At 39.8% G+C, this 20,735-nt stretch carries 23 protein-coding genes; 3 read left to right on the top strand and 20 right to left on the bottom strand.

Annotated elements, in window-relative coordinates; translation table 11 throughout:
* Positions 1-5 precede the first annotated feature (5 nt).
* From rpsF to NML75_RS05885, 12 genes are all read right to left on the bottom strand, one after another.
* Positions 6-296 carry a 30S ribosomal protein S6 gene (gene rpsF / locus NML75_RS05940; RefSeq protein WP_002896497.1) on the bottom strand — a complete coding sequence of 97 codons (291 nt, stop codon included), beginning with the start codon at positions 294-296 and terminating at the stop codon, positions 6-8.
* Between the two features lie 129 nt (positions 297-425).
* Positions 426-1,082 carry a CBS domain-containing protein gene (locus tag NML75_RS05935; protein ID WP_254733529.1) on the bottom strand — a complete coding sequence of 219 codons (657 nt, stop codon included), beginning with the start codon at positions 1,080-1,082 and terminating at the stop codon, positions 426-428.
* Between the two features lie 261 nt (positions 1,083-1,343).
* A complete protein-coding gene (locus NML75_RS05930) occupies positions 1,344-2,054 on the bottom strand; it encodes an ABC transporter ATP-binding protein (RefSeq protein WP_254733530.1) in 711 nt (236 codons plus the stop codon).
* The gene (locus NML75_RS05925; RefSeq protein WP_006151788.1) at positions 2,054-2,818 is read right to left on the bottom strand and encodes an ABC transporter ATP-binding protein; all 765 of its coding nucleotides are present in this window, start codon (positions 2,816-2,818) and stop codon (positions 2,054-2,056) included. Before NML75_RS05925 ends, NML75_RS05930 begins: the two co-directional genes overlap by 1 nt.
* A complete protein-coding gene (locus NML75_RS05920; protein ID WP_254733531.1) occupies positions 2,818-3,774 on the bottom strand; it encodes a branched-chain amino acid ABC transporter permease in 957 nt (318 codons plus the stop codon). Before NML75_RS05920 ends, NML75_RS05925 begins: the two co-directional genes overlap by 1 nt.
* Positions 3,775-3,777: 3 nt before the next feature.
* Positions 3,778-4,647: a branched-chain amino acid ABC transporter permease gene (locus NML75_RS05915; RefSeq protein ID WP_004252371.1), complete on the bottom strand. Its 870-nt coding sequence runs from the start codon at positions 4,645-4,647 to the stop codon at positions 3,778-3,780.
* Between the two features lie 113 nt (positions 4,648-4,760).
* Positions 4,761-5,921 (bottom strand): ABC transporter substrate-binding protein, encoded by a 1,161-nt coding sequence (locus tag NML75_RS05910; RefSeq protein ID WP_254733532.1) that lies wholly within the window; start codon positions 5,919-5,921, stop codon positions 4,761-4,763.
* Positions 5,922-6,008: 87 nt separating this feature from the next.
* Positions 6,009-6,278, bottom strand: coding sequence for a YlbG family protein (locus NML75_RS05905; protein WP_004252368.1), 270 nt, complete (start codon positions 6,276-6,278; stop codon positions 6,009-6,011).
* Between the two features lie 75 nt (positions 6,279-6,353).
* On the bottom strand, positions 6,354-6,944 hold the full coding sequence (clpP, locus tag NML75_RS05900; RefSeq protein WP_254733533.1) for an ATP-dependent Clp protease proteolytic subunit ClpP: 591 nt from the start codon (positions 6,942-6,944) through the stop codon (positions 6,354-6,356).
* Positions 6,945-7,104: 160 nt separating this feature from the next.
* Positions 7,105-7,734 (bottom strand): uracil phosphoribosyltransferase, encoded by a 630-nt coding sequence (gene upp / locus NML75_RS05895; RefSeq protein ID WP_004252365.1) that lies wholly within the window; start codon positions 7,732-7,734, stop codon positions 7,105-7,107.
* 88 nt (positions 7,735-7,822) lie between these two features.
* Positions 7,823-8,290, bottom strand: a complete 468-nt coding sequence (locus NML75_RS05890) for a deoxycytidylate deaminase (RefSeq protein WP_254733534.1) — start codon at positions 8,288-8,290, stop codon at positions 7,823-7,825.
* A gap of 18 nt (positions 8,291-8,308) precedes the next feature.
* Positions 8,309-8,866: a TetR/AcrR family transcriptional regulator gene (locus NML75_RS05885; RefSeq protein WP_004252362.1), complete on the bottom strand. Its 558-nt coding sequence runs from the start codon at positions 8,864-8,866 to the stop codon at positions 8,309-8,311.
* Positions 8,867-8,990: 124 nt separating this feature from the next.
* Here NML75_RS05885 and NML75_RS05880 point away from each other — a divergent pair, with 124 nt between their 5' ends.
* Together NML75_RS05880 and NML75_RS05875 are read left to right on the top strand one after the other, a co-directional pair.
* Positions 8,991-9,836 (top strand): DegV family protein, encoded by an 846-nt coding sequence (locus NML75_RS05880; RefSeq protein ID WP_254733535.1) that lies wholly within the window; start codon positions 8,991-8,993, stop codon positions 9,834-9,836.
* Positions 9,837-9,892: 56 nt separating this feature from the next.
* Entirely contained in the window at positions 9,893-11,068 is a 1,176-nt protein-coding gene (locus NML75_RS05875) for an NAD(P)/FAD-dependent oxidoreductase (RefSeq protein ID WP_004252358.1), read from the top strand.
* Positions 11,069-11,109: 41 nt separating this feature from the next.
* On the opposite strand, the gene NML75_RS05870 is transcribed toward NML75_RS05875, so the two are convergent.
* The gene (locus NML75_RS05870; RefSeq protein WP_254733536.1) at positions 11,110-11,850 is read right to left on the bottom strand and encodes a MerR family transcriptional regulator; all 741 of its coding nucleotides are present in this window, start codon (positions 11,848-11,850) and stop codon (positions 11,110-11,112) included.
* Between the two features lie 248 nt (positions 11,851-12,098).
* Here NML75_RS05870 and NML75_RS05865 point away from each other — a divergent pair, with 248 nt between their 5' ends.
* Positions 12,099-13,439, top strand: a complete 1,341-nt coding sequence (locus tag NML75_RS05865; RefSeq protein ID WP_254733537.1) for a sodium-dependent transporter — start codon at positions 12,099-12,101, stop codon at positions 13,437-13,439.
* A gap of 42 nt (positions 13,440-13,481) precedes the next feature.
* Here NML75_RS05865 and manA read toward each other — a convergent pair whose 3' ends face one another.
* The 7 genes from manA to NML75_RS05830 form a co-directional block, all read right to left on the bottom strand.
* Positions 13,482-14,426 (bottom strand): mannose-6-phosphate isomerase, class I, encoded by a 945-nt coding sequence (manA, locus tag NML75_RS05860; RefSeq protein WP_254733538.1) that lies wholly within the window; start codon positions 14,424-14,426, stop codon positions 13,482-13,484.
* 150 nt (positions 14,427-14,576) lie between these two features.
* Positions 14,577-15,155: a DUF3592 domain-containing protein gene (locus tag NML75_RS05855; protein ID WP_254733539.1), complete on the bottom strand. Its 579-nt coding sequence runs from the start codon at positions 15,153-15,155 to the stop codon at positions 14,577-14,579.
* A 143-nt stretch (positions 15,156-15,298) separates the two neighbouring features.
* The gene (locus NML75_RS05850; protein WP_254733540.1) at positions 15,299-15,646 is read right to left on the bottom strand and encodes a VOC family protein; all 348 of its coding nucleotides are present in this window, start codon (positions 15,644-15,646) and stop codon (positions 15,299-15,301) included.
* A gap of 58 nt (positions 15,647-15,704) precedes the next feature.
* Positions 15,705-17,480, bottom strand: coding sequence for a pyruvate oxidase (gene spxB, locus NML75_RS05845; RefSeq protein WP_254733541.1), 1,776 nt, complete (start codon positions 17,478-17,480; stop codon positions 15,705-15,707).
* 217 nt (positions 17,481-17,697) lie between these two features.
* A complete protein-coding gene (locus NML75_RS05840) occupies positions 17,698-19,920 on the bottom strand; it encodes a heavy metal translocating P-type ATPase (RefSeq protein WP_254733542.1) in 2,223 nt (740 codons plus the stop codon).
* A 9-nt stretch (positions 19,921-19,929) separates the two neighbouring features.
* On the bottom strand, positions 19,930-20,301 hold the full coding sequence (locus tag NML75_RS05835) for a cupredoxin domain-containing protein (RefSeq protein ID WP_004252344.1): 372 nt from the start codon (positions 20,299-20,301) through the stop codon (positions 19,930-19,932).
* 10 nt (positions 20,302-20,311) lie between these two features.
* Positions 20,312-20,707, bottom strand: a complete 396-nt coding sequence (locus NML75_RS05830) for a CopY/TcrY family copper transport repressor (protein ID WP_004252342.1) — start codon at positions 20,705-20,707, stop codon at positions 20,312-20,314.
* Between the last annotated feature and the right edge of the window lie 28 nt (positions 20,708-20,735).

Here is a 20,735-nt window from a genome sequence, read left to right as displayed (position 1 = left end):
CCTTCTTACGCGTCAAGTTTGACGATCATGTGACGAAGAATGTCAGCGTTGATTTTTGAAAGACGGTCAAACTCTTTAAGAGCTGCGTCATCGTTTGCTTCAACGTTAACGATGTGGTAAAGTCCTTCACGGAAATCTTGGATTTCGTATGCAAGACGACGTTTTTCCCAATCTTTTGATTCAACAACAGTTGCACCGTTGTCAGTCAAGATAGAGTCAAAACGTGCTACCAAAGCGTTTTTCGCTTCTTCTTCAATGTTTGGACGAATGATATAAAGAATTTCGTATTTAGCCATTGATATGTTCCTCCTTTTGGTCTAATGACCCCAAGCCCTTGCAAGGGGTAAGTGAGGTTTGCTCACAATAAACTATTATACTAGAAAAAAGTTTTTTTCGCAAGCTTAAAGTAAGTTATATTTTTCTTTTTAGAGTTTTTTTGCAGAAGTTTTTGTAATTTCATCTACGAGAATATTTTCATCCTCGAATTTCTTTTTCAATGATGAAAGATCAATGCTTCCCTCAATTTGAACTTCAATAACAATTTTACCATCTTTACGTGGAATGTTAACAGTGTGAGAGATATTAAGATTTTCTTCAACAATTAAAGAAATAATCTTACCTAAGACCCCAACTTCATTTTCTGTGATAAAACGAACACGAACACCCTCTTCACCATAACCAGCGATTTCAAGAAAGGCACTGAATACATCACGATCTGTAATGACTCCATACAATTGTCCATTGTCAACAACTGGCAAAATACCAATCTTATTTTTAAGCATGAGATAAGTTGCATCTTCTAAACTTGCATAGCCTGAGACAGTTACAACATCTCGAATCATGACGTCTTTTACTTTTGTCTTATTAAGCAGATAATTCATCTCGAAGATTGAAAGACTAGTCGCTTTTGAAGGACTAGCTTCAGCGATTGTTCCTTCTGTTACCAAGCCTACTAATTTATCATTCTCAATAACAGGGAGACGGTGCAAGCCTTGTTCGCGCATCAAATCTGCTGCGTGTGCAACAGTTGTATCAGGACTGATATAAACGACCTTGCGTGTCATAAAATCTTTAACTGCCATAGGAAATCTCCTTTATGTTTATAGTTTTATTATACACTTTTTACGGAAAGCTATCAAACGCTTTCATTTCTTTTTCAAGATTCAGAAAAATCTGAAGGACTTTACGAAAAAGAGCTCAACTTAGAGCCCTTAATCTTATACTTATGTAGATTGTATGATTGCTTTACAATCTTTATCCGCAGATTAAAACAATCCCCCAGACTAGATGTTAATTGCTGCCGCAATTTTTATCCGCCGACTAAAAAGGTCCCCCGGACCTTTTTAGCCACCTAGATATGCTTTTCTGACTTCGTCTGATGCTGCTAGTTCTTTTCCTGTTCCTGATAGGACAACCTTTCCTGTTTCAAGAACATATCCTCGGTCAGCGATGGCAAGTGCTTTATTGGCATTTTGCTCAATTAAGAGAACGGTTGTTCCTTGTTTTTGAATATCTTGGATGATATCAAAAATTTCTTGGATAAAGATTGGCGCAAGCCCCATTGATGGTTCATCTAATAAAAGAAGTTTAGGCGTTGACATGAGGGCACGTCCCATGGCAAGCATCTGCTGTTCACCACCAGATAGAGTAGCCGCATCTTGATTTTTACGTTCTTCCAAACGAGGGAAACGAGCGAAGACTTTCTTCAAATTTGCTTGATTCTCTTCACGATTTTTCTTAAGAAAGGCTCCCATCTCCAAGTTTTCCATAACAGTCAAACCAGAGAAAACATGACGTCCTTCTGGAACTTGTGAAAGACCTGATGCCACAATTTTTTGTGCAGGCATCTTTTGGATTTCTTGTCCCAAAAATTCAATTCGACCAGAACTTGGGCGCACAAGACCTGATAGGGTACGAAGGATAGTTGTTTTACCAGCACCGTTAGCACCGATAAGTGAAACAACTTCTCCTTCATTAACTTCAAAGCTCACATCACGTACAGCTTGAATCATACCGTAGTGAACTGAGAGGTTTTCAACTTTTAACATAGACATTAGGCTTCACCCCCAAGATAAGCTTCGATAACACGTTTATTGTTCTTGATTTCATCTGGTGTCCCATGAGCAATCAAACGACCGTACTCAAGTACGTAGATACGTTCAGTGACTTCCATGACCAAGTTCATATCATGTTCAATCAGCATGATGGTAATCTTGAATTCATCCTTGATGCGACGGATCAACTCAGTCAATTCTGCAGTTTCTTGTGGGTTCATACCTGCTGCAGGCTCATCCAAGAAGAGGATTTTAGGTTCTGTAGCAAGGGCACGAACAATTTCCAAACGACGTTGTTGGCCATAGGCTAAGTTTTTAGCTAAGGTTTCAGCATCACCATCTAAATCAAAGATTTTTAGTAATTCTAAGGCTTTGGCTTTTAATTCTTTTTCATTCTTATAAAAAGCTGGTAAGCGCAAGAAACTTGCAAAAACATGTTGTTTATGATGGTTACTAAATGCAATAAGAACGTTATCCAAAACTGTCAAGTCTTTAAAGAGGCGGATGTTTTGGAAGGTACGCCCTAAACCAAGAGCAGCAATTTTATAGGGTTGCTTGCCATTTAACAAGTGACCATCCAAGGTTACTGTTCCTTCGCTTGGTTCATAAACTCCTGTCAGCAAGTTGAAAAGAGTTGTTTTCCCAGCACCATTCGGTCCAATCAAGCCAACAAGTTCACCTTCGTTCAATTCTAGAGTTACATCTCCAACAGCAGTCAGACCACCAAAATGCTTGGTTAACTGTTTTACTTCAAGTAATGCCATTAGTTTTGTCCCTCCTTCTTACCTTTTTTAAAGAGTCTTGATAGGCTCAATTCCCATGTTCCTAGAAGGCCTCCTGGTCTGAAGATCATAACAAGTACCAAGGCCAAAGCATAGATAATCATACGAACGCTAGCTACGTCTTGAAGGAACATATTCAAAATACCAAGAACAATCGCAGCGACAATTGCTCCTGTAATTGATCCCAAGCCACCAAATACAACGATAATTAAAACGTTGATAGAATTGATAAAGCTATAATCCTTAGGCACAACAGAACCGATAAATCCTGCTTGAAGGGAACCTGCAATACTTGCAGTCATAGCTCCAAAGACAAATGCGATAATTTTGATTTTTGTTGTATTGACCCCGACAGATTCAGCTGCAATTTCATCTTCACGAACAGACAAGGTTAAACGACCGATTGGACTACGAAGGAAATTAAGCGTTGCAATTGTCGTAATTACGGCAAAAATGTATACCATTTGCCAATTAGTAAAGTTTGGAATACCAAGGATACCAGCAGCTCCGTTTGTTAAATCACCACCATTGACGATTAGGATACGGATAATTTCAGCAACCCCAAGTGTCGCAACTGCAAGGTAGTCCCCCTTCAAACGAAGGGTAGGAATTCCAACGACCAAGGCAACCAAACCAGCAATGATAGCACCGAGCAACATAGCTCCAAAAAAGGCAGCATAAGTTGGAGATTTTGATCCAATAATAGCTGCTGCATAGGCACCGATAGCCATGAACCCAGCATGTCCAAGAGAAAATTGACCAGAAAAACCAACGATAAGGTTAAGTCCTACTGCAAGAATAATATTGATACCGATTTGTTCTAGAATCTGAATATGGAAAAGGTTTAAAATACCAAACGAAACTAATAAGCTAATCACACCATATCCAAGCAACAAAAGGAGCAACCAGAGAATATTAACTTTTAAATTTTCTTTCATTGTTTACACCTTCTCTTTCACATTCTTACCAAGGATACCAGCTGGACGAACAATCAAGATCAAGAGCAAGATTCCGTACACGATAGCATCACGGAAATCTGACATTCCGAAGGCTGTTGCAAAAGTTTCCAATAGTCCGATTACAAAACCTCCAAGAGCTGCACCAGGAATAATACCGATTCCACCTAAAACGGCAGCCACGAATGATTTAATACCCGGAGTCATTCCCATCAATGGTTCAAGAGAGTTGTAGTAAAGGGCAATCAAGACACCTGCTGCACCAGCCAGAGCTGAACCTAAGGCAAAGGTGAAACTGATTGTACGGTTTACGTTGATCCCCATTAACTGAGCTGCATCACTATCTACAGATACGGCACGCATGGCTTTCCCCATTTTTGTTTTTTGCACAATGAGTTGCAAAAGAATCATCAAAACAATCGAAACTGTCAAAATCAATAATTGAATATTTGTTAGACTGATTGGACCCAAGTCATAACGAACTGTTTGGATTGCTTGAGGGAAGGCACGTGTATTGGCACCTACTAGATAGACCATTCCATACTCAAGCAAGAAGGATACCCCGATAGCAGTAATCAATACAGAGATACGAGTTGAATGTCGGAGTGGACGGTAGGCTAGAAACTCGATGATAACACCGAGAATAGCTGAACCAATCATGGACAAAATTAAGGCTAAAAAGAAATTTAAATGGAGGGCATTAATCAAGAAATAACCCATGAAAGCACCCATCATATAGATATCGCCATGGGCAAAGTTAATAAGCTTGATAATTCCATAAACCATAGTATAACCCAGGGCTAGCAAAGCATAGACACTACCCAAGATTAAACCATTGACAAGTTGTTGAAGCATATGGTTCACTCTTTCTAAGTTTTATTTTTAGGATTTTATAAAAAAATAATCCCTTTATAAACACCGAAACAGGGAGTGAGTAAAAGCTCATTCCCCATTTCCAATATCTATAATTATGGTTTAGCGACTTCTGCCGCTTCTACTTTACCATTATTCATGGTCATCATGTAGGCTGTTTTCACAGTGTTGTGATCTGCATCAAAGCTTGTTTGACCTGTAACACCTTCGAAGTTTTGTGTTTTAGCAAGATTGTTCTTGATATCAACTGAAGTTTTTGCACCTTTTGCTGCGTTAGCTACAAGGTAAACTGAATCATAAGCAAGAGCCGCAAATGTTGAAGGATCTTCGTTGTATTTTGCACGATAAGCTTCAAGGAAGGCTTTTGCTTTATCTGAAACATCAACAGTAGTTGAGAATCCTGAGATGAAGTAGATGTTTGTTGCTCTTTCAGCAGTTGCTTGTTGAACAAACTCTGCACCATTAAGCCCATCAGCACCAACGATTGGTTTATCAATTCCCATACCACGAGCTTGGTTTACAATTTTACCGGCTTCTGTGTAGTAACCTGGCAATACGATTGCATCAAAGTCTTTATCTTTGATTTTTGTCAAAGCTGCTTGGAAGTCTGTATCACCTGCTACGAACGTTTCATCTGCTACGATTTCGCCTGAGAATGAATCACGGAATGATTTTGCAATACCTTTAGCGTAGTCGCTTGAGTTATCTGTATACAAGACCACTTTCTTAGCGTTCAATTTGTTTGAAACGTAGTTTGAGATGATTTTTCCTTGGAAACTATCTTGGAATGTTCCGATGAAAAGGAAATCTTGACCTTTAGTCAAACCATCTTGAGTGGCACTTGGAGAAATCAATGGAACCCCAGCTTGTGTAGCATTTGCTACTGCTGCTGCAGTTGCACCTGAAGTCGCAGGTCCTACGATAGCAGCTACTTTAGATTGAGTAACAAGGTTTGTTGAAATAGAAGCAGCTTCAGCAGTTTCAGATTTGTTATCTTTGTCCACTACTTCGATTTGTTTTCCATCGATACCACCTGCAGCATTGATTTGATCAACTGCAAGTTGAGCACCCTTTTGCTCAGATGTACCGTAAGATGCTGCAGCACCAGTTTCTTCGAAGTTGAAACCAATTTTTACAACTTTTTCATCAATTGGATTACCTGTTGTGTTTGAAGCTCCTGACTTCACTTCCCCACAAGCTGCTAAAAGAGCTGTACTTGCAAGAGCTACAAGTGACAATGCAAATTTTTTCTTCATGTTTATCTCCTTTTAAGGTTCAATTTAAATTACATGTTAAGAATATACCGAATTATCAGAAAATTGTCAACAAGTTTCTCTCACTTTTTAAATGATAACGTTTTCGCTAGTTTTATATAGGTTCCCAACGAAAGGAGTTTCCAATTCTTGGATATGACAAACTCTCACTTTCTTGATAAATTTCTCTTTTCCTAAACGATTTACCAGCTCCTCTACTTCCTCTGTTGGAACATAAAGTTGTAGGTAACGATGTTTTTTTGAGTGGTAACAAATATCACCATAATTTGCGAGTTTTTTAGCATCGCGATTATAGTATAAATAGATAATCAGACCAGACCGATTCTCTTTTTGAAACATAATTCAACTTCCTTCTAACAATCTTCCTTCTATTATATCAAAAAAAACAAGCTCAGTCGAGCTTGCTTTAGTAGTTTAATTCAAAGAATTATTAGCCATAATTTCGTCAATAAAACCGTAGTCAAGAGTTTCTTGAGCGCTCATCCAGTAATCACGTTCAGCATCTCTATGAATTTGTTCAACAGATTTACCAGAATTATCTGCAAGAATTTGCTCCAAAGTCTTACGGGTTTTAAGCAAGTGTTCAGCTGCAATAGCCATATCAGTCTGCTGAGTTCCGCCACCAGTTCCACCCATTGGCTGGTGAATCATATACTCTGCATTTGGAAGCATGAAACGTTTACCTTTAGCACCACTAGATGCAATGACAGTTCCCATTGATGCTGCCATTCCCATAACGATAGTTTGGACATCTGCCTTGATAAAGTTCATAGTATCAACGATTGCCAAACCAGCTGATACAGAACCTCCAGGAGTGTTTACATAAAGGTAAATATCTTTTGTACTATCTTGGGCATCCAAGAAAAGCAATTGGGCGATAACTGAGTTTGCCATATTGTCTTCGACTGGTCCAGTCAACATGATAATGCGGTCCTTAAGAAGACGTGAGTAGATGTCATACGAGCGTTCTCCACGACTTGTTTGTTCAATAACTACAGGAATCATTCATTTCTCCTTTTGATTTCTAATTTCTTTGTTATTAGGATTATTATATATCCTTGGTCAAAAAAGGTCAAATTTTTGCTCTATTCTAAAGACAGATACAAAAATTCAACCTCCTTTCAAAACTAAGACTAGGCTATAGTCTCAATATCACTTTAGAATCTTATTTTGTTCCGAACAAGCGGTCTCCAGCATCTCCAAGACCTGGAACGATGTAACCATGTTCGTTCAAGCGTTCATCCAAAGCTGCTGTAAAGATTTCTACATCAGGGTGTGCTGCTTGAAGTGCCTTCACACCTTCTGGAGCTGATACAAGGCAGACAAACTTGATGTTTGAAGCTCCACGTTTTTTGAGGGAGTCAACAGCCAAAATCGCTGATCCACCTGTTGCAAGCATAGGATCAACTACAAAAATTTGACGTTGGTCAATATCTTCAGGTAATTTTACCAAGTATTCTACTGGTTGAAGGGTTTCTTCGTCACGGTACATACCAATGTGACCAACTTTTGCTGCTGGAACCAAACTCAATAGTCCATCAACCATACCAATACCTGCACGCAAGATTGGGACAATCGCCAATTTTTTACCAGCCAACTGTTTTTGAACTGTTTTTGTGATCGGTGTTTCGATTTCTACATCTTCAAGTGGAAGATCACGAAGCACTTCATATCCCATCAACATTGCAATCTCGTCTACTAGTTCACGAAAAGCTTTTGTAGAAGTGTCAGTGCGACGCAAGATTGATAATTTGTGTTGAATCAGTGGATGATTAATAACTTCAAGTTTTCCCATTTTCTGAATTCCTTCTTTCAATTTATTCTTCTTATTATACCAAAAAATGGTTTAAAAATCTTTCTAAACCATTTATTTTTTTATAACTCTAGATCAAATCTGCTGCTTGAAGAGCTGCTTGAACTGTCTCAAGTGGCAAATGTGTTAATTCTGTCCCTTTTTCTTGATAAAGGTGTTGGGCATAGTCATCCATACGGTATTGGTTGATATAAACAACACGCTCACAACCTACCTGAAGCAGTTGTTTTGTACAGTTGAGGCATGGAAAATGAGTAACGTAAGCTGTAAAGCCTTTAGGAACTCCACGTTCGGCTCCTTGCAGTATAGCATTCACTTCTGCATGAAGAGTGCGGACACAGTGGCCTTCAATCACCAGACAGTCATGATCTATACAATGCTCTGTTCCTGATACAGAACCATTATAGCCTGTTGAAATAACCTTGTTATCCTTGACTAAAACAGCTCCTACCTTGGCACGTTTACAGGTTGAGCGATTGGCAATCAATAGAGCTTGAGCAGCAAAATACTCATCCCAAGCTAGTCTTTTTTCTGTCATAGCATTTCTCCTCATGTTTTATTTTTTGAAAAATGGCAGGCGTAGATCTGCGATTTTTTCAGCAGGAACCTTCATCCCATCCTTGATCCATTTAAGCAAGACCGATACGATGGCCGAACTCCAAAAAGAATGCAGGTAAGAGCTGACACCTTTTGATTTTCCATAGTATTTTTCTAGAAATTCTTGCATGGCTTGCACAAAGATTTTTTCTAAGTGATAGTCTAGGGCAAGCTGAATAACTTTGGCTTCTTTCTTGGCTTCTCTAAAGAGATGAACCCATACGAGATAAAGGTCTGTTTTAACATCGTAATGACTCAATTGCTCCATGATGTTATGGACGCTACGTTTAAAGACACTTTCTAAAATCTCTTCTTTGGAATCATAGTTTCGATAAAAAGCTGCACGAGAAACGCCAGCACGCTTGACCAACTCAGAAATGCTAATCTTAGCCAACTCCTTTTTCTCCAAGAGTTGCAAAAGAGCTGTTTCAATCGCTTCTCTGGTTAGCAAATTAGATTCTTGATTTGATTTTCTAAGGTTTTCAAGCGATTTTTCAGATATTTTACGTTCAGACATAACAATTTCTTTCTACTTGTGACAACAGAGAGGTACTACTTTTGTTTCAAGGGCTTTCATGATATAATTGTAAAAAAAGACAGAACCTTTGTCAATGTATAAGTGATAAAGATGGAGAATTTCTATGACTTGGAAGATTGTAGCTGACTCTGGTTGTGATTATCGCCAACTGGAAAACCTTGCTTTTGATACTGAATTTGTTAGTGTTCCCTTAAAGATTCAGGTAGCAGATCAAGTCTTTGTCGATGATGCCAATCTGGATATCGATCAGATGATGGAAACTATGTATGCGACTTCTGAAGCTTCAAAATCAGCCTGCCCTAGTCCTGATGATTACTTACGAGCATTCGAAGGTGCCAAACATATTTTTGTAGTGACTATCACTGGAACTCTCTCTGGTAGCCACAATAGTGCTCAATTAGCTAAGAATATCTATCTCGAAGAACACCCTGATACTCAGATTCATGTCATCGATAGCTTATCAGCTGGTGGGGAAGTTGACCTAATCGTCGAAAAGATCAATGATTTGATCAACCAAGGACTTTCTTTTGAAGAAGTCGTTGAAGTGATTACTACTTACCAAGAAAAAACGAAGTTGTTGTTCGTTCTTGCTAAAGTGGATAACTTGGTTAAAAACGGTCGATTGAGTAAGCTTATTGGTACAGTTGTCGGGCTCCTCAATATTCGTATGGTTGGGGAAGCAAGCGAAACCGGAACCTTAGAACTCCTCCAAAAAGCTCGTGGTGCTAAAAAGTCTCTTCAAGCCGCCTATGAAGAGTTAATCAAAGCTGGCTATGCTGGTGGGCGTATCGTCATGGCTCACCGCAGCAATGAAAAATTCTGCCAACAGCTCTCAGAGCTCTTACGAGAAAAATACCCACAAGCTGACATTAGAATCATCCCAACTTCTGGACTCTGCAGTTTCTATGCGGAAGAAGGCGGGCTCCTCATGGGATACGAAATCAACTAATAAATCTGACAAGAGATGTCTAATCATCTCTTGTTTTTTTATGGTACAATACTCTTATGAAACATTTTGATACTATTGTCATCGGAGGGGGCCCTGCTGGTATGATGGCTACGATTTCCAGTAGCTTTTACGGGCAGAAAACCCTTCTCATTGAAAAAAATCGGAAACTTGGAAAAAAATTAGCTGGAACTGGCGGTGGTCGTTGCAATGTGACTAACAACGGCACTTTAGACGACCTACTAGCTGGCATCCCTGGAAATGGGCGATTTCTTTACAGTGTCTTCTCCCAGTTTGATAACCATGATATCATCAACTTTTTCACGGAAAATGGTGTTAAACTCAAGGTTGAAGACCACGGACGTGTCTTCCCAGCTAGCGATAAATCGCGAACCATTATCGAAGCCTTGGAAAAGAAAATCATTGAACTTGGTGGGCAAATTGCCACTCAAACAGAGATTGTTTCTGTTAAAAAGATAGACGACCAGTTTGTCCTTAAGTCAGCAGACCAGACCTTCACTTGTGATAAACTCATCGTCACAACAGGTGGTAAGTCTTATCCTTCGACTGGTTCGACTGGTTTTGGCCACGAGATTGCTCGCCATTTTAAGCACACCATTACAGAGCTTGAAGCTGCTGAAAGTCCCTTATTGACAGATTTTCCTCATAAGGCCTTGCAGGGAATTTCCCTAGATGATGTAACCCTCAGTTATAGCAAGCACGTCATTACTCATGATTTGCTCTTTACCCACTTTGGTTTGTCAGGCCCTGCTGCCCTGCGTATGTCAAGCTTTGTCAAGGGTGGTGAGATACTTTCCTTAGACACTTTGCCTCAGCTTTCTGAGAGCGACTTGGTGGCATTTCTAGAAGAAAATCGTGAAAAATCCTTAAAAAATGCCTTGAAATCTTTGTTGCCAGAACGCTTAGCAGAATTCTTTGTGCAAGGATACCCTGAAAAAGTTAAACAGCTAACTGAAAAAGAACGGGACCAACTTGTCCAGTCTATCAAAGTTCTTAAAATTCCCGTAACTGGCAAAATGTCCCTTGCTAAATCCTTTGTTACCAAAGGAGGTATTAGTCTCAAGGAAATCAATCCTAAAACGCTGGAAAGCAAACTGGTTCCTGGCCTTCACTTTGCAGGAGAGGTCCTAGATATCAACGCCCACACGGGTGGCTTTAACATCACTTCTGCCCTCTGTACTGGCTGGGTGGCAGGAAGTCTGCATTATGATTAATCTTTAAAGTAAGAAATCGGCAGAGATTACTCCGCCGATTTTTATTTTGTCTGAGTTCTAACATAGTGGGCAATAACATCTGAAGTGTATTGAGCTGTTCCAGGTCCAAATTTGTCAATGTTTTCCTTGAACTCTGGATTATAGACATAGCCTTGGCCGATATAACCGAAGACTTCCATAGAGCAGTCAAATCCATATGTACGAATAGCTTGCAAGAGTTTGCCAGCTTCTTCTTGGTTTTCGGTTGCTGTTGCAGGTAAACCAGCTTGAAGGTTTTGTGCCAAGGATTGAAAAACTTGGTTAAAGGCGGCCGTAGACTCATCTTCACGACCTTTTTGGCGTTCGAGGGCCTGATCCATGACTTCTTGCCCATATTTCTCTACTGCCTCTTGGTGGTATTTTTGATTGTCTTGGTAGCTAAATCCAGTGAATTTTTCTTGAATGGTCATTTTTATTTCTCCTTTTTGTTCTTGAATGGTTTTTTGTAAGGTTAAAATCAAGGTGTCTAGATGTTGCCTTTCTCGAGTTAGGTAATCCAACTGTCTTGCCAAATGTGGTAACAAGTCCGTCTTTTCTTCCTTCAATAGCTCTGCCATTTTTTCTAAAGAAAAGCCTAGATACTTGTAATAGAGGATAACTTGAAGTCGTTCTAAATCCTCTTGACTGTAAATTCGATAGCCATTTTCTGACTTTAACGGAACTAAGAGTCCTATCTTATCATAATGGTAGAGGGTCTTGACGGAGACACCTGAAAGTTGCGCAGCTTCTTTGATATGGTACATGATTTTCTCCTCACATTGATAGTATACACCCTTCCCTTAGGTCAGAGTCAAGCTTTATTTAGAAAATTTTTTTAACTTTTGAAAAAGGTATGAAAAACCGAAAATGGTTTTCTTGACAGGCTTCAGAAAACATGATAGGATAATCAAGTCTATCAATCAAATAAAAAGCTCAAAAGAGCAATTGAGAGAGGGCTATTTGACAACTCAAGTAGCCTTTTCTTATTTTAAAAATAGATTGGAGTTTAACGATGTCTGAAAAATCGCAATGGGGCTCAAAACTGGGTTTCATCCTTGCATCTGCTGGTTCTGCAATTGGTCTTGGAGCAGTTTGGAAGTTCCCTTACATGACTGCTGCCAATGGTGGTGGTGGATTTTTACTGGTCTTTCTAATCTCGACACTATTGATTGGTTTCCCTCTTCTACTGGCTGAGTTTGCCCTTGGTCGAAGCGCTGGCGTGTCGGCAATCAAAACCTTTGGCAAGCTTGGAAACAATCAAAAGTACAACTTTATTGGTTGGATTGGTGCCTTTGCTCTTTTCATCCTTCTCTCATTTTATAGTGTCATTGGGGGTTGGATTCTGGTATACCTTGGTATCGAGATTGGAAGATTATTCCACCTAATCGGAAATGGAGATTATGCCCAGCAATTCTCTTCCATCATTTCTAATCCAGTTATTGCTTTAGGAGCCCAAGCATCCTTTATCTTCTTGAACATTTTCATTGTTTCACACGGCGTTCAAAAAGGGATTGAAAGAGCATCTAAGGTTATGATGCCCCTACTTTTTATCATCTTTATTGTTATTATCGGGCGTTCTCTCAGTTTGCCATACGCCATGGAAGGCGTCGTTTACTTCCTTAAACCTGAGTTTTCAAAACTAACAAGTGCTGGACTTCTCTATGCACTGGGGCAATCTTTCTTTGCCCTATCCCTTGGAGTTACAGCCATGCTGACCTACGCTTCCTACCTAGACAAGAAAACCAATCTAGTCCAATCAGGTATGTCCATCGTAGCCTTGAACATCTCAGTTTCTATCATGGCGGGACTTGCGATTTTTCCAGCTATGTCAGCCTTTAATATCCAGTCTGAAGGTGGACCAAGCCTCCTCTTTATCGTCTTGCCACAACTCTTTGATAAGATGCCCTTTGGTACCATATTCTATATCCTTTTTCTCTTACTCTTCCTCTTTGCAACGATAACTTCCTCAGTCGTTATGCTTGAAATCAACGTTGGTAACATCACCAATCAAGACAACCGTAAACGTGCTAAGTGGAGTATGATTTTAGGGGTTTTGATTTTTGTATTTGGTATCCCCTCAGCCCTATCCTATGGAGTGATGGCCGATGTTCAAATCTTTGGGAAAACCTTCTTTGATGCTATGGATTTCTTGGTTTCCAATCTCCTCATGCCATTTGGTGCTCTTTGCTTGTCTCTTTTTACAGGCTATATTTTCAAGAAAACACTGGCAATGGAGGAACTTCATCTTTATGAAACACCATGGAAACAAGGACTTTTCCAAGTCTGGCTTTTCCTTCTTCGTTTCATCATTCCAATTATTATCATCGTGGTCTTTATCGCCCAATTTATGTAAATACAAAAAAGGACTTGAGAATATCTCTCAAGTCTTTTCTTCTTATGGATGGCTAACAATCAATTCTAGACATTGCCCTTCCAAGGTCCAAGCTTCAACATCACTTGGTAAGATAAAGTGGCTACCTTTTTGAATTGGATAATCTTTTCCGTCAACAGTCAGTTTCCCTTGACCAGCCAAGACACTCAACAAGCTGTAATCAGCCGTCTTCTCAAATTCAACTTTTCCTGTGATTTCCCACTTGTAAACTGCAAAGAAATCATTAGAGACAAGTAAAGTTGAACGCAAATCATCTGCTTTGACAGCCACAGGACGGCTGTTTGCAGGCTCACCAATATTCAAAACATCGATTGATTTTTCGAGGTGAAGTTCACGCAAGTTACCATTATCATCCTTGCGGTCAAAGTCATAGACACGGTAAGTTGTATCACTAGACTGTTGCGTTTCAAGGATTAAGATTCCCGCACCGATAGCATGCATAGTTCCACTTGGTACATAGAAGAAATCTCCAGCCTTAACAGGTACTTTTGTAAGCAAGGCATCCCAGTTCTTATCTTCGATTTGCTGGCGAAGTTCTTCCTTAGACTTAGCATTGTGACCGTAGATAATCTCTGAACCTTCATCTGCTGCGATGATATACCAACATTCTGTTTTTCCAAGCTCGCCTTCGTGCTCTAGTCCATAAGCATCATCTGGGTGAACTTGCACACTGAGCCAATCATTGGCATCTAAGATTTTAGTCAAGAGTGGAAATACTGGTTCTGGACGGTTGCCAAACAACTCACGGTGTTCTGCATACAAAGTAGCAAGGTCTGTTCCTTCATAGTGGCCATTGGCTACCTTAGACACTCCATTTGGATGAGCTGAGATTGCCCAATACTCACCAATCTTTTCGCTTGGGATATCATAGCCAAACTCATCACGAAGTTTGGTACCTCCCCAGATTTTTTCTTGCATTACGGAATTTAAAAATAACGGTTCTGACATGTTACATCTCCTGTCTAATTTTTCACCCTCATTATAGCAAAAAAAGAGTCCTAATTGAACTCTTTTTCTTATCTTATAAAGTAGGGAGAAGATTTTATAAAAATAGTAACGATATGGTTTTCATACTTTTAAAAAATCTACAAGAAACTATTAGTTCACAAGATTTGGAAGAATGAACATGATAAAGAAAGCTAGAGCAACCATAATAAAAACATTAAGATAGATAAAACATTTTACCAACCATGCATATCGCCCAGGTCTTAGTGGTCTTTCTACATAGGAATGTTTTGGTTTTTTAGGATCATAATAAACAGCAACTTTTCCACCAATTGGAAAGCGTTCCTTAAGAGGAGATTTTGTAAAAGACAAAAAACTATTACCCTTAACTTTGTATCTTAAAACTTGTGGAATTTCACCATTTTCAAAATTATCCGTTTTTACATCAGATACGATTGAACCTAAGGGAGTACTGATTGTATTTGAAATAGTAGATAGAAATTTAGGCCCTACGACCTTGTATTGGTTTCCATCAACAGTGTATTCAACAACTGGGAGACTAATCCCATTATAAAGAACATAGGAATATCGGATAATAACTCCTTCCGTTCTTTCGGTACATCTCTTGGCATTACTATAATTACTAAATATAAAATAGTAAAACATAAAATAGGTGAAGGCAGCAAATCCTAAAATCATTAATCCAGATAATAGAAAGAAAGTTGTTGGCATCTTTTTTCTCCTTAAAACATGATGATGAATCTATTTTAACAGAAATGAAAGAAAAAGACCGGATTGCTCCGATCTTTTAATCGTTTATGTTCTCAATTTCTGTTTTAAAAATAGCTAAGGTTAACTTCAAATGACTAAGCACCCTATTTCATACGATAAAAATCAAGCACTAGACCAGCAGGACCTTTAACTAATAAGGACTCCGTTCCCCAATCCGTTTCACACGGCCCATGTAAAATCTCGACACCAATCTCTTTTAATCGTTGATAATTCTGATTTAGATCCTCAACCTCGATATGAATAATGATGCCTGACTGAAAATCCTCCAAAGGAATCAAATGATTTTGGGACAACATCAGACAGTGACTGCCAATCGTAAACTGAGCAAAACTGTCATCAACATAATCTGACTTTTTATCCAAAATACGCTCCAAGTCAGCACAGACTTGGGGAACATTTGAAACAATAATATCCAATTGATTTAAATTCATTTACTATCCTCCATAAAAAGACCGTATTGCTCCGATCTTTTTAAGTTCCACGAAGGAATTATTTAATTGCGCGTGATTGCAATCCTTCTTCTTCCAAGAAGAGGCGGAATGGTACAAGCTCTTCAGCTTCGTATTTTTCCTTGAAGGCTTTAATAGCTTCTTCTGAGTGTTGTTTTGGATCCAACTCAAGTACTTCTACTGGAAGTGGACGATGTGGAGTGATGTGAGCATCAATAACAACAGTTTTACCTTCTTTGTTGAGTTTAACAGCTTCTGCAACAACTGCATCGATATCTTCGATACGGTTTACAGTGAACCCTACAGCACCTTGCGCTTCAGCGATTTTCGCATAGTCAGCATTAGGGAAGTCACAACCAAACAAGTGTTTGTTTGTGTCTTCGTATTTGTCCTTGATGAAGGCATATTTACCATTTGAGAAGACAACGTTGATAACTGGAAGGTCGTATTGAACGTTTGTGATAACGTCTGGGTAGCACATGTTGAATGCACCGTCACCCATGATGTTCCATACTTGGCGACCTGGATTGTCTTTCTTAGCAGCGATACCACCAGGAAGGGCAATACCCATTGTCGCAAAGAGTGGAGATGTACGCCACATGTTCTTAGGTGTCATGTGAAGGTGACGAGTAGATGTTTGAGTAGTGTCACCTACGTCGATTGAGTAGATAGCGTCTTGATCAGCATGTTTGTTGATTGCATTGTAAACTTGATACAATTGCAATTCACCCTCAGTTTTACCTTCGAGTTTGTTCATGTAATCACGCCAGTTTTGGTTGTTCTTAACGTTTGCACGCCACCATGGAGTAGATTCAACTGGGTTCACTTTGTCAAGGATAGCTTTAGCTGCTTGACCTGCGTCACCAAGGATTGAAGCGTCAAGGGCGTGACGTTTACCAAGTTTGTAAGGGTCGATATCGACTTGGATGAATTTTTCAGTGTTTTTGAATGCTTCATATACTTCAGCAAATGGGAAGTTTGAACCAAGGAAAAGAACAGTGTCTGCTTCAAAGACCACTTCGTTGGCTGGCTTCCAACCAACACGGTAAGCAGAACCTGTCAAACCTTCGTAGTTCCATTCGAAAGCTTCGAAGTTTTTACCAGTTGTGATGATTGGTGCTTTGATTTTACGTGACAATTCAGTAATCACTTCACCAGCTTTAACACCACCGTAACCAGCGTAGATAACTGGACGTTCAGCATTGTTCAAAATTTCAACAGCTTTGTCGATTTCAACTTCGTTCAAAGCAGGAGCGATGAATGAACGCTCGTATGAACCTGAACCGTAGTATGAGTTTTCGTCGATTTCTTGGAAACCAAAGTTTACTGGAATTTCAACAACGGCTGGACCTTTTTTAGAAACAGCAGCACGGCAAGCTTCGTCGATAACTTTTGGTAATTGCTCTGCGTAAGCTACACGTTTGTTGTAAACAGCGATACCGTTGTACATTGGGTTTTGGTTCAATTCTTGGAAGGCATCCATGTTGAGTTCATTAACAGGACGTGATCCAAGGATAGCGAGGAATGGAGTGTTATCCATAGCTGCATCGTAAACACCGTTGATCAAGTGAGTCGCACCTGGACCACCTGAACCAACTGCAACACCGATAGATCCGCCAAATTTAGCCTGCATAACCGCTGCAAGAGCACCTGTTTCTTCGTGGCGAACTTGCAAGAAACGGATATCTTTGTCTTCAGCCAAAGCGTCCATCAATGAGCTGAGTGTTCCTGATGGGATACCGTAGATAGTGTCTACGCCCCATGTTTTCAATACGTTGAGCATTGCTGCAGACGCAGTAATTTTCCCTTGAGTCATAATGATAACTCTCCTTCAAAATAATTTCATATATTTACAAAAAACGCTTTTATATGTTATTTGAAAACGATTCAGTAAATTTACAATCCTAATTTATCACATTTGATTTCAGATTCATAAGAATGTGCTCACAAAACTCCATTCTCTATTACAGTACAGTTTGAAAACGTTTCGAAAATCTGTTTTAGAATAGCAAAAAAGCGGTTAAGACCGCTTTTTATTCGACTTTAGTAAAATTAAGCATGAGAGAGCTGATTAAAACAGAGACTGAACTAAAGGCCATGGCCAATCCTGCAAGTTCTGGATTGAGTACCAAACCAAGACCAGAAAACACTCCTGCTGCAATCGGAATACCAATGAGGTTATAGATAGAAGCCCAGAAAAGATTGAGTAGAATACGATTAAAGGTCTTCTTACTCATGTCAAAGGCACGTGCCAATCCTAGTAAATTGTTGGTTGTAAGGACAAGGTCTGCTGATTCGATGGCAATATCTGTTCCAGAACCCATGGCAATTCCGACATCAGCTACACTTAGGGCCGGCGCATCATTGATACCATCTCCAACAAAGGCCAGTTTTCCTTTCTTTTGAAGCTTGTGAATCTCATGCGCCTTTTCCTCTGGCAAGACATTTGCGATTACTTCTTCTATCCCAATTTGCTCTGCAATCGCATGGGCTACTCCAGCATTATCTCCGGTAAGCATAACCGTTCTGAGGCCGCGTTTTTTCAATTTAGCAATAGCTTCTCGAGCATTTTCCTTAGGGACATCCTGCAAGGCAATTAAGCCTTTTAGTTCACCATCTACGGATAGGAAGACAACTGTTTTTGCTTCTTTCTCAAGCAAATCAAATCGTTCTTGATAATCATGTGGAATAGCAAGGTCAGCTAAGAGCTTAGCATTCCCAAGCAAGACTTGTTTACCATTAATAATCCCAGTCACACCTTTTCCATGCAAGGCTTGGAAGTTTTCCACTGGGTAAAGGCTAATTCCTAGTTCAGATGCACGATTAACAATAGCTTGAGCTAGCGGGTGTTGAGATACATCCTCCAGTGAAGCAGCCAAACTTAGCACTTCTCTTTCATCACCAATAACATCTGTCACTACTGGCTTCCCTTCGGTCAAGGTTCCTGTCTTATCAAAAACAACCGTTTGGACTTTTTGGATCTCCTGTAAAACTGTACCATTTTTGAGAAGGATCCCCATCTTGGCACTTCGTCCTGTTCCAACCATGAGTGCTGTCGGTGTCGCGAGTCCTAGTGCACAAGGACAGGCAATTATCAAAACAGCAACTCCGTAGAGAAGTGACGTCACAAAGCTATCTCCAAGGAAAACAAACCAGATCCAAAAAGTAAGAAGTCCTAAAATGACAACTGCTGGTACAAAAATCCCTGAAATCTTGTCGGTCAAATCTTGAATAGGAGCACGACTCGTTTGCGCTTTCTTCACAAAGTCCACAATCTGAGCCAGCATAGTCTCAGAACCAACTTTTTCAGCTCTAAAGATGATCGTACCACTATTATTGATAGTTGAACCAATGACAGCATCTCCAACTGATTTATCGACTGGAATACTTTCCCCAGTCACCATTGATTCATCAATACTCGTTTCACCTTCTAACACAGTCCCATCAACGGCAATTTTTTCACCTGGTCGAACGCGAATGAGATCCCCAACTTTGACTTGTTCTAGAGGTATTTGAACATAAACATCATCACGCAAAACCTCTGCTGTCTTTGCTTGTAGGTCTAATAATTTTTCGACTGCCTGCGAAGTATTTTTTCGCATTTTTTCCTCAAAAACTGCTCCCAAAAGAATGAAGAAGAGGATAAATGCAGCACTTTCAAAGTAAACGGGCAGACCAGTGAAGAGGGCAACTAAGCTATAGAAATAGGCCACTAGGGTTCCCAGAGCAACCAAGGTATCCATGTTGGAATTGTGCTTTTTAAAACTAGCCCAGGCGCTTCTGATATATGGAACTCCAGCTACCAGCATAATGGGTGTTGTGGCTAAAAAGGTGCCCCAACGCATGACTTGGTGACTAATTCCTCCTGTAGACATCCCAATCATGAGAATCACAAGAGGCACAGTAAAGATACTAGTAATCCAAAAACGCTGTAAAAGACTTAGAGACTTTTTAGTTTTTTCAACAACGGTATAGGTCCCCTTTTGCATCTTCATGCCGCATGAAAATTCATACTCACCCAGGTCTTGAGGAGTAAAACGAATGAGTTTTTCCTCATCTTGAGCGATCGGTTCTAGAATCCCTTCTTCTTCGAAGAGAATCTCTTTATAACAGTTTGAAGGTGTCACACGATGAAAGGTAATCTCAGCAGGAATCCCTTTTTGCAGTTGAATGTGGGCTGGATGGTAGCCTTTGTCTGCCGTGATACGGATTTTTTGAACACCATTTTCAAGACTTGCTTTTACAATTTCAGTCATATCATTCTCCTATTCTACAATCATCTTACCGTGCATCATATTCATGCCACAAGAGAAACCATACTCACCTGCTTCTTCAGGAGTGATTTCAACCACATATTGGTCTCCCATAGGCAGATCTGCATGCACTCCAAAGTCTGGAAAAACGATTTGGTCCAAGCAAGGTGAAGGATCTTTTCGATCAAAAATAATGCGAGCAGGTTGCGATTTTTTGAGGATAATGGTTCCTGGAGTGTAGCCCCCCATGACCTCCACTCGAATCTCCTGATAGCCATTCTTTTGTTGGGCTCTCTTAGCATCTTCTTGCGGTTTTTTGAAAAACCAAAAGAGGATAAAAGCAATCATTCCTAAAACAACAATAGATACAAATAGATTTAACATAGCGTCTCCTTTACATACAATTACATTTTACTTCTGTTACAGCATTTGCTTTTTTCTTTGAAATCACTTCTTCCAAGCCCTCCAAGTCAGCTAGGGTAAAATCACATTCTTCAATCAAATCAGCTAGCAAGAGCTTTATTCTGCGAGAACAAAGCTTGTCTTTGATATCATGAACCATTAAGCCCCTACTATCATCTAGCGTTAAAAGGGCCGAATAGACAAAGTACTTGCCCTGTTTTTCCCGAGTCAAACATTCTTTCTCCACCAAACGAGCCAAGAGTGTCTGGATCGTGGATTTGGACCAGCTAAACCTTTTCTCTAATACTTTTATCAGATCAGTACTAGTCTGTTCTCCCTGCATCCAGATAATCTTCATGACCTGCCATTCTGCATCCGAAATCTGCATCAGTACACCTCCAAAGTCTACATTTGTC

It is taken from the genome of Streptococcus sp. CF4-3 (assembly GCF_024295385.1).
In the GTDB taxonomy this organism is placed as follows: Bacteria; Bacillota; Bacilli; order Lactobacillales; family Streptococcaceae; genus Streptococcus; species Streptococcus infantis_I.
This window is presented reverse-complemented; position numbering and strand designations above follow the sequence as displayed.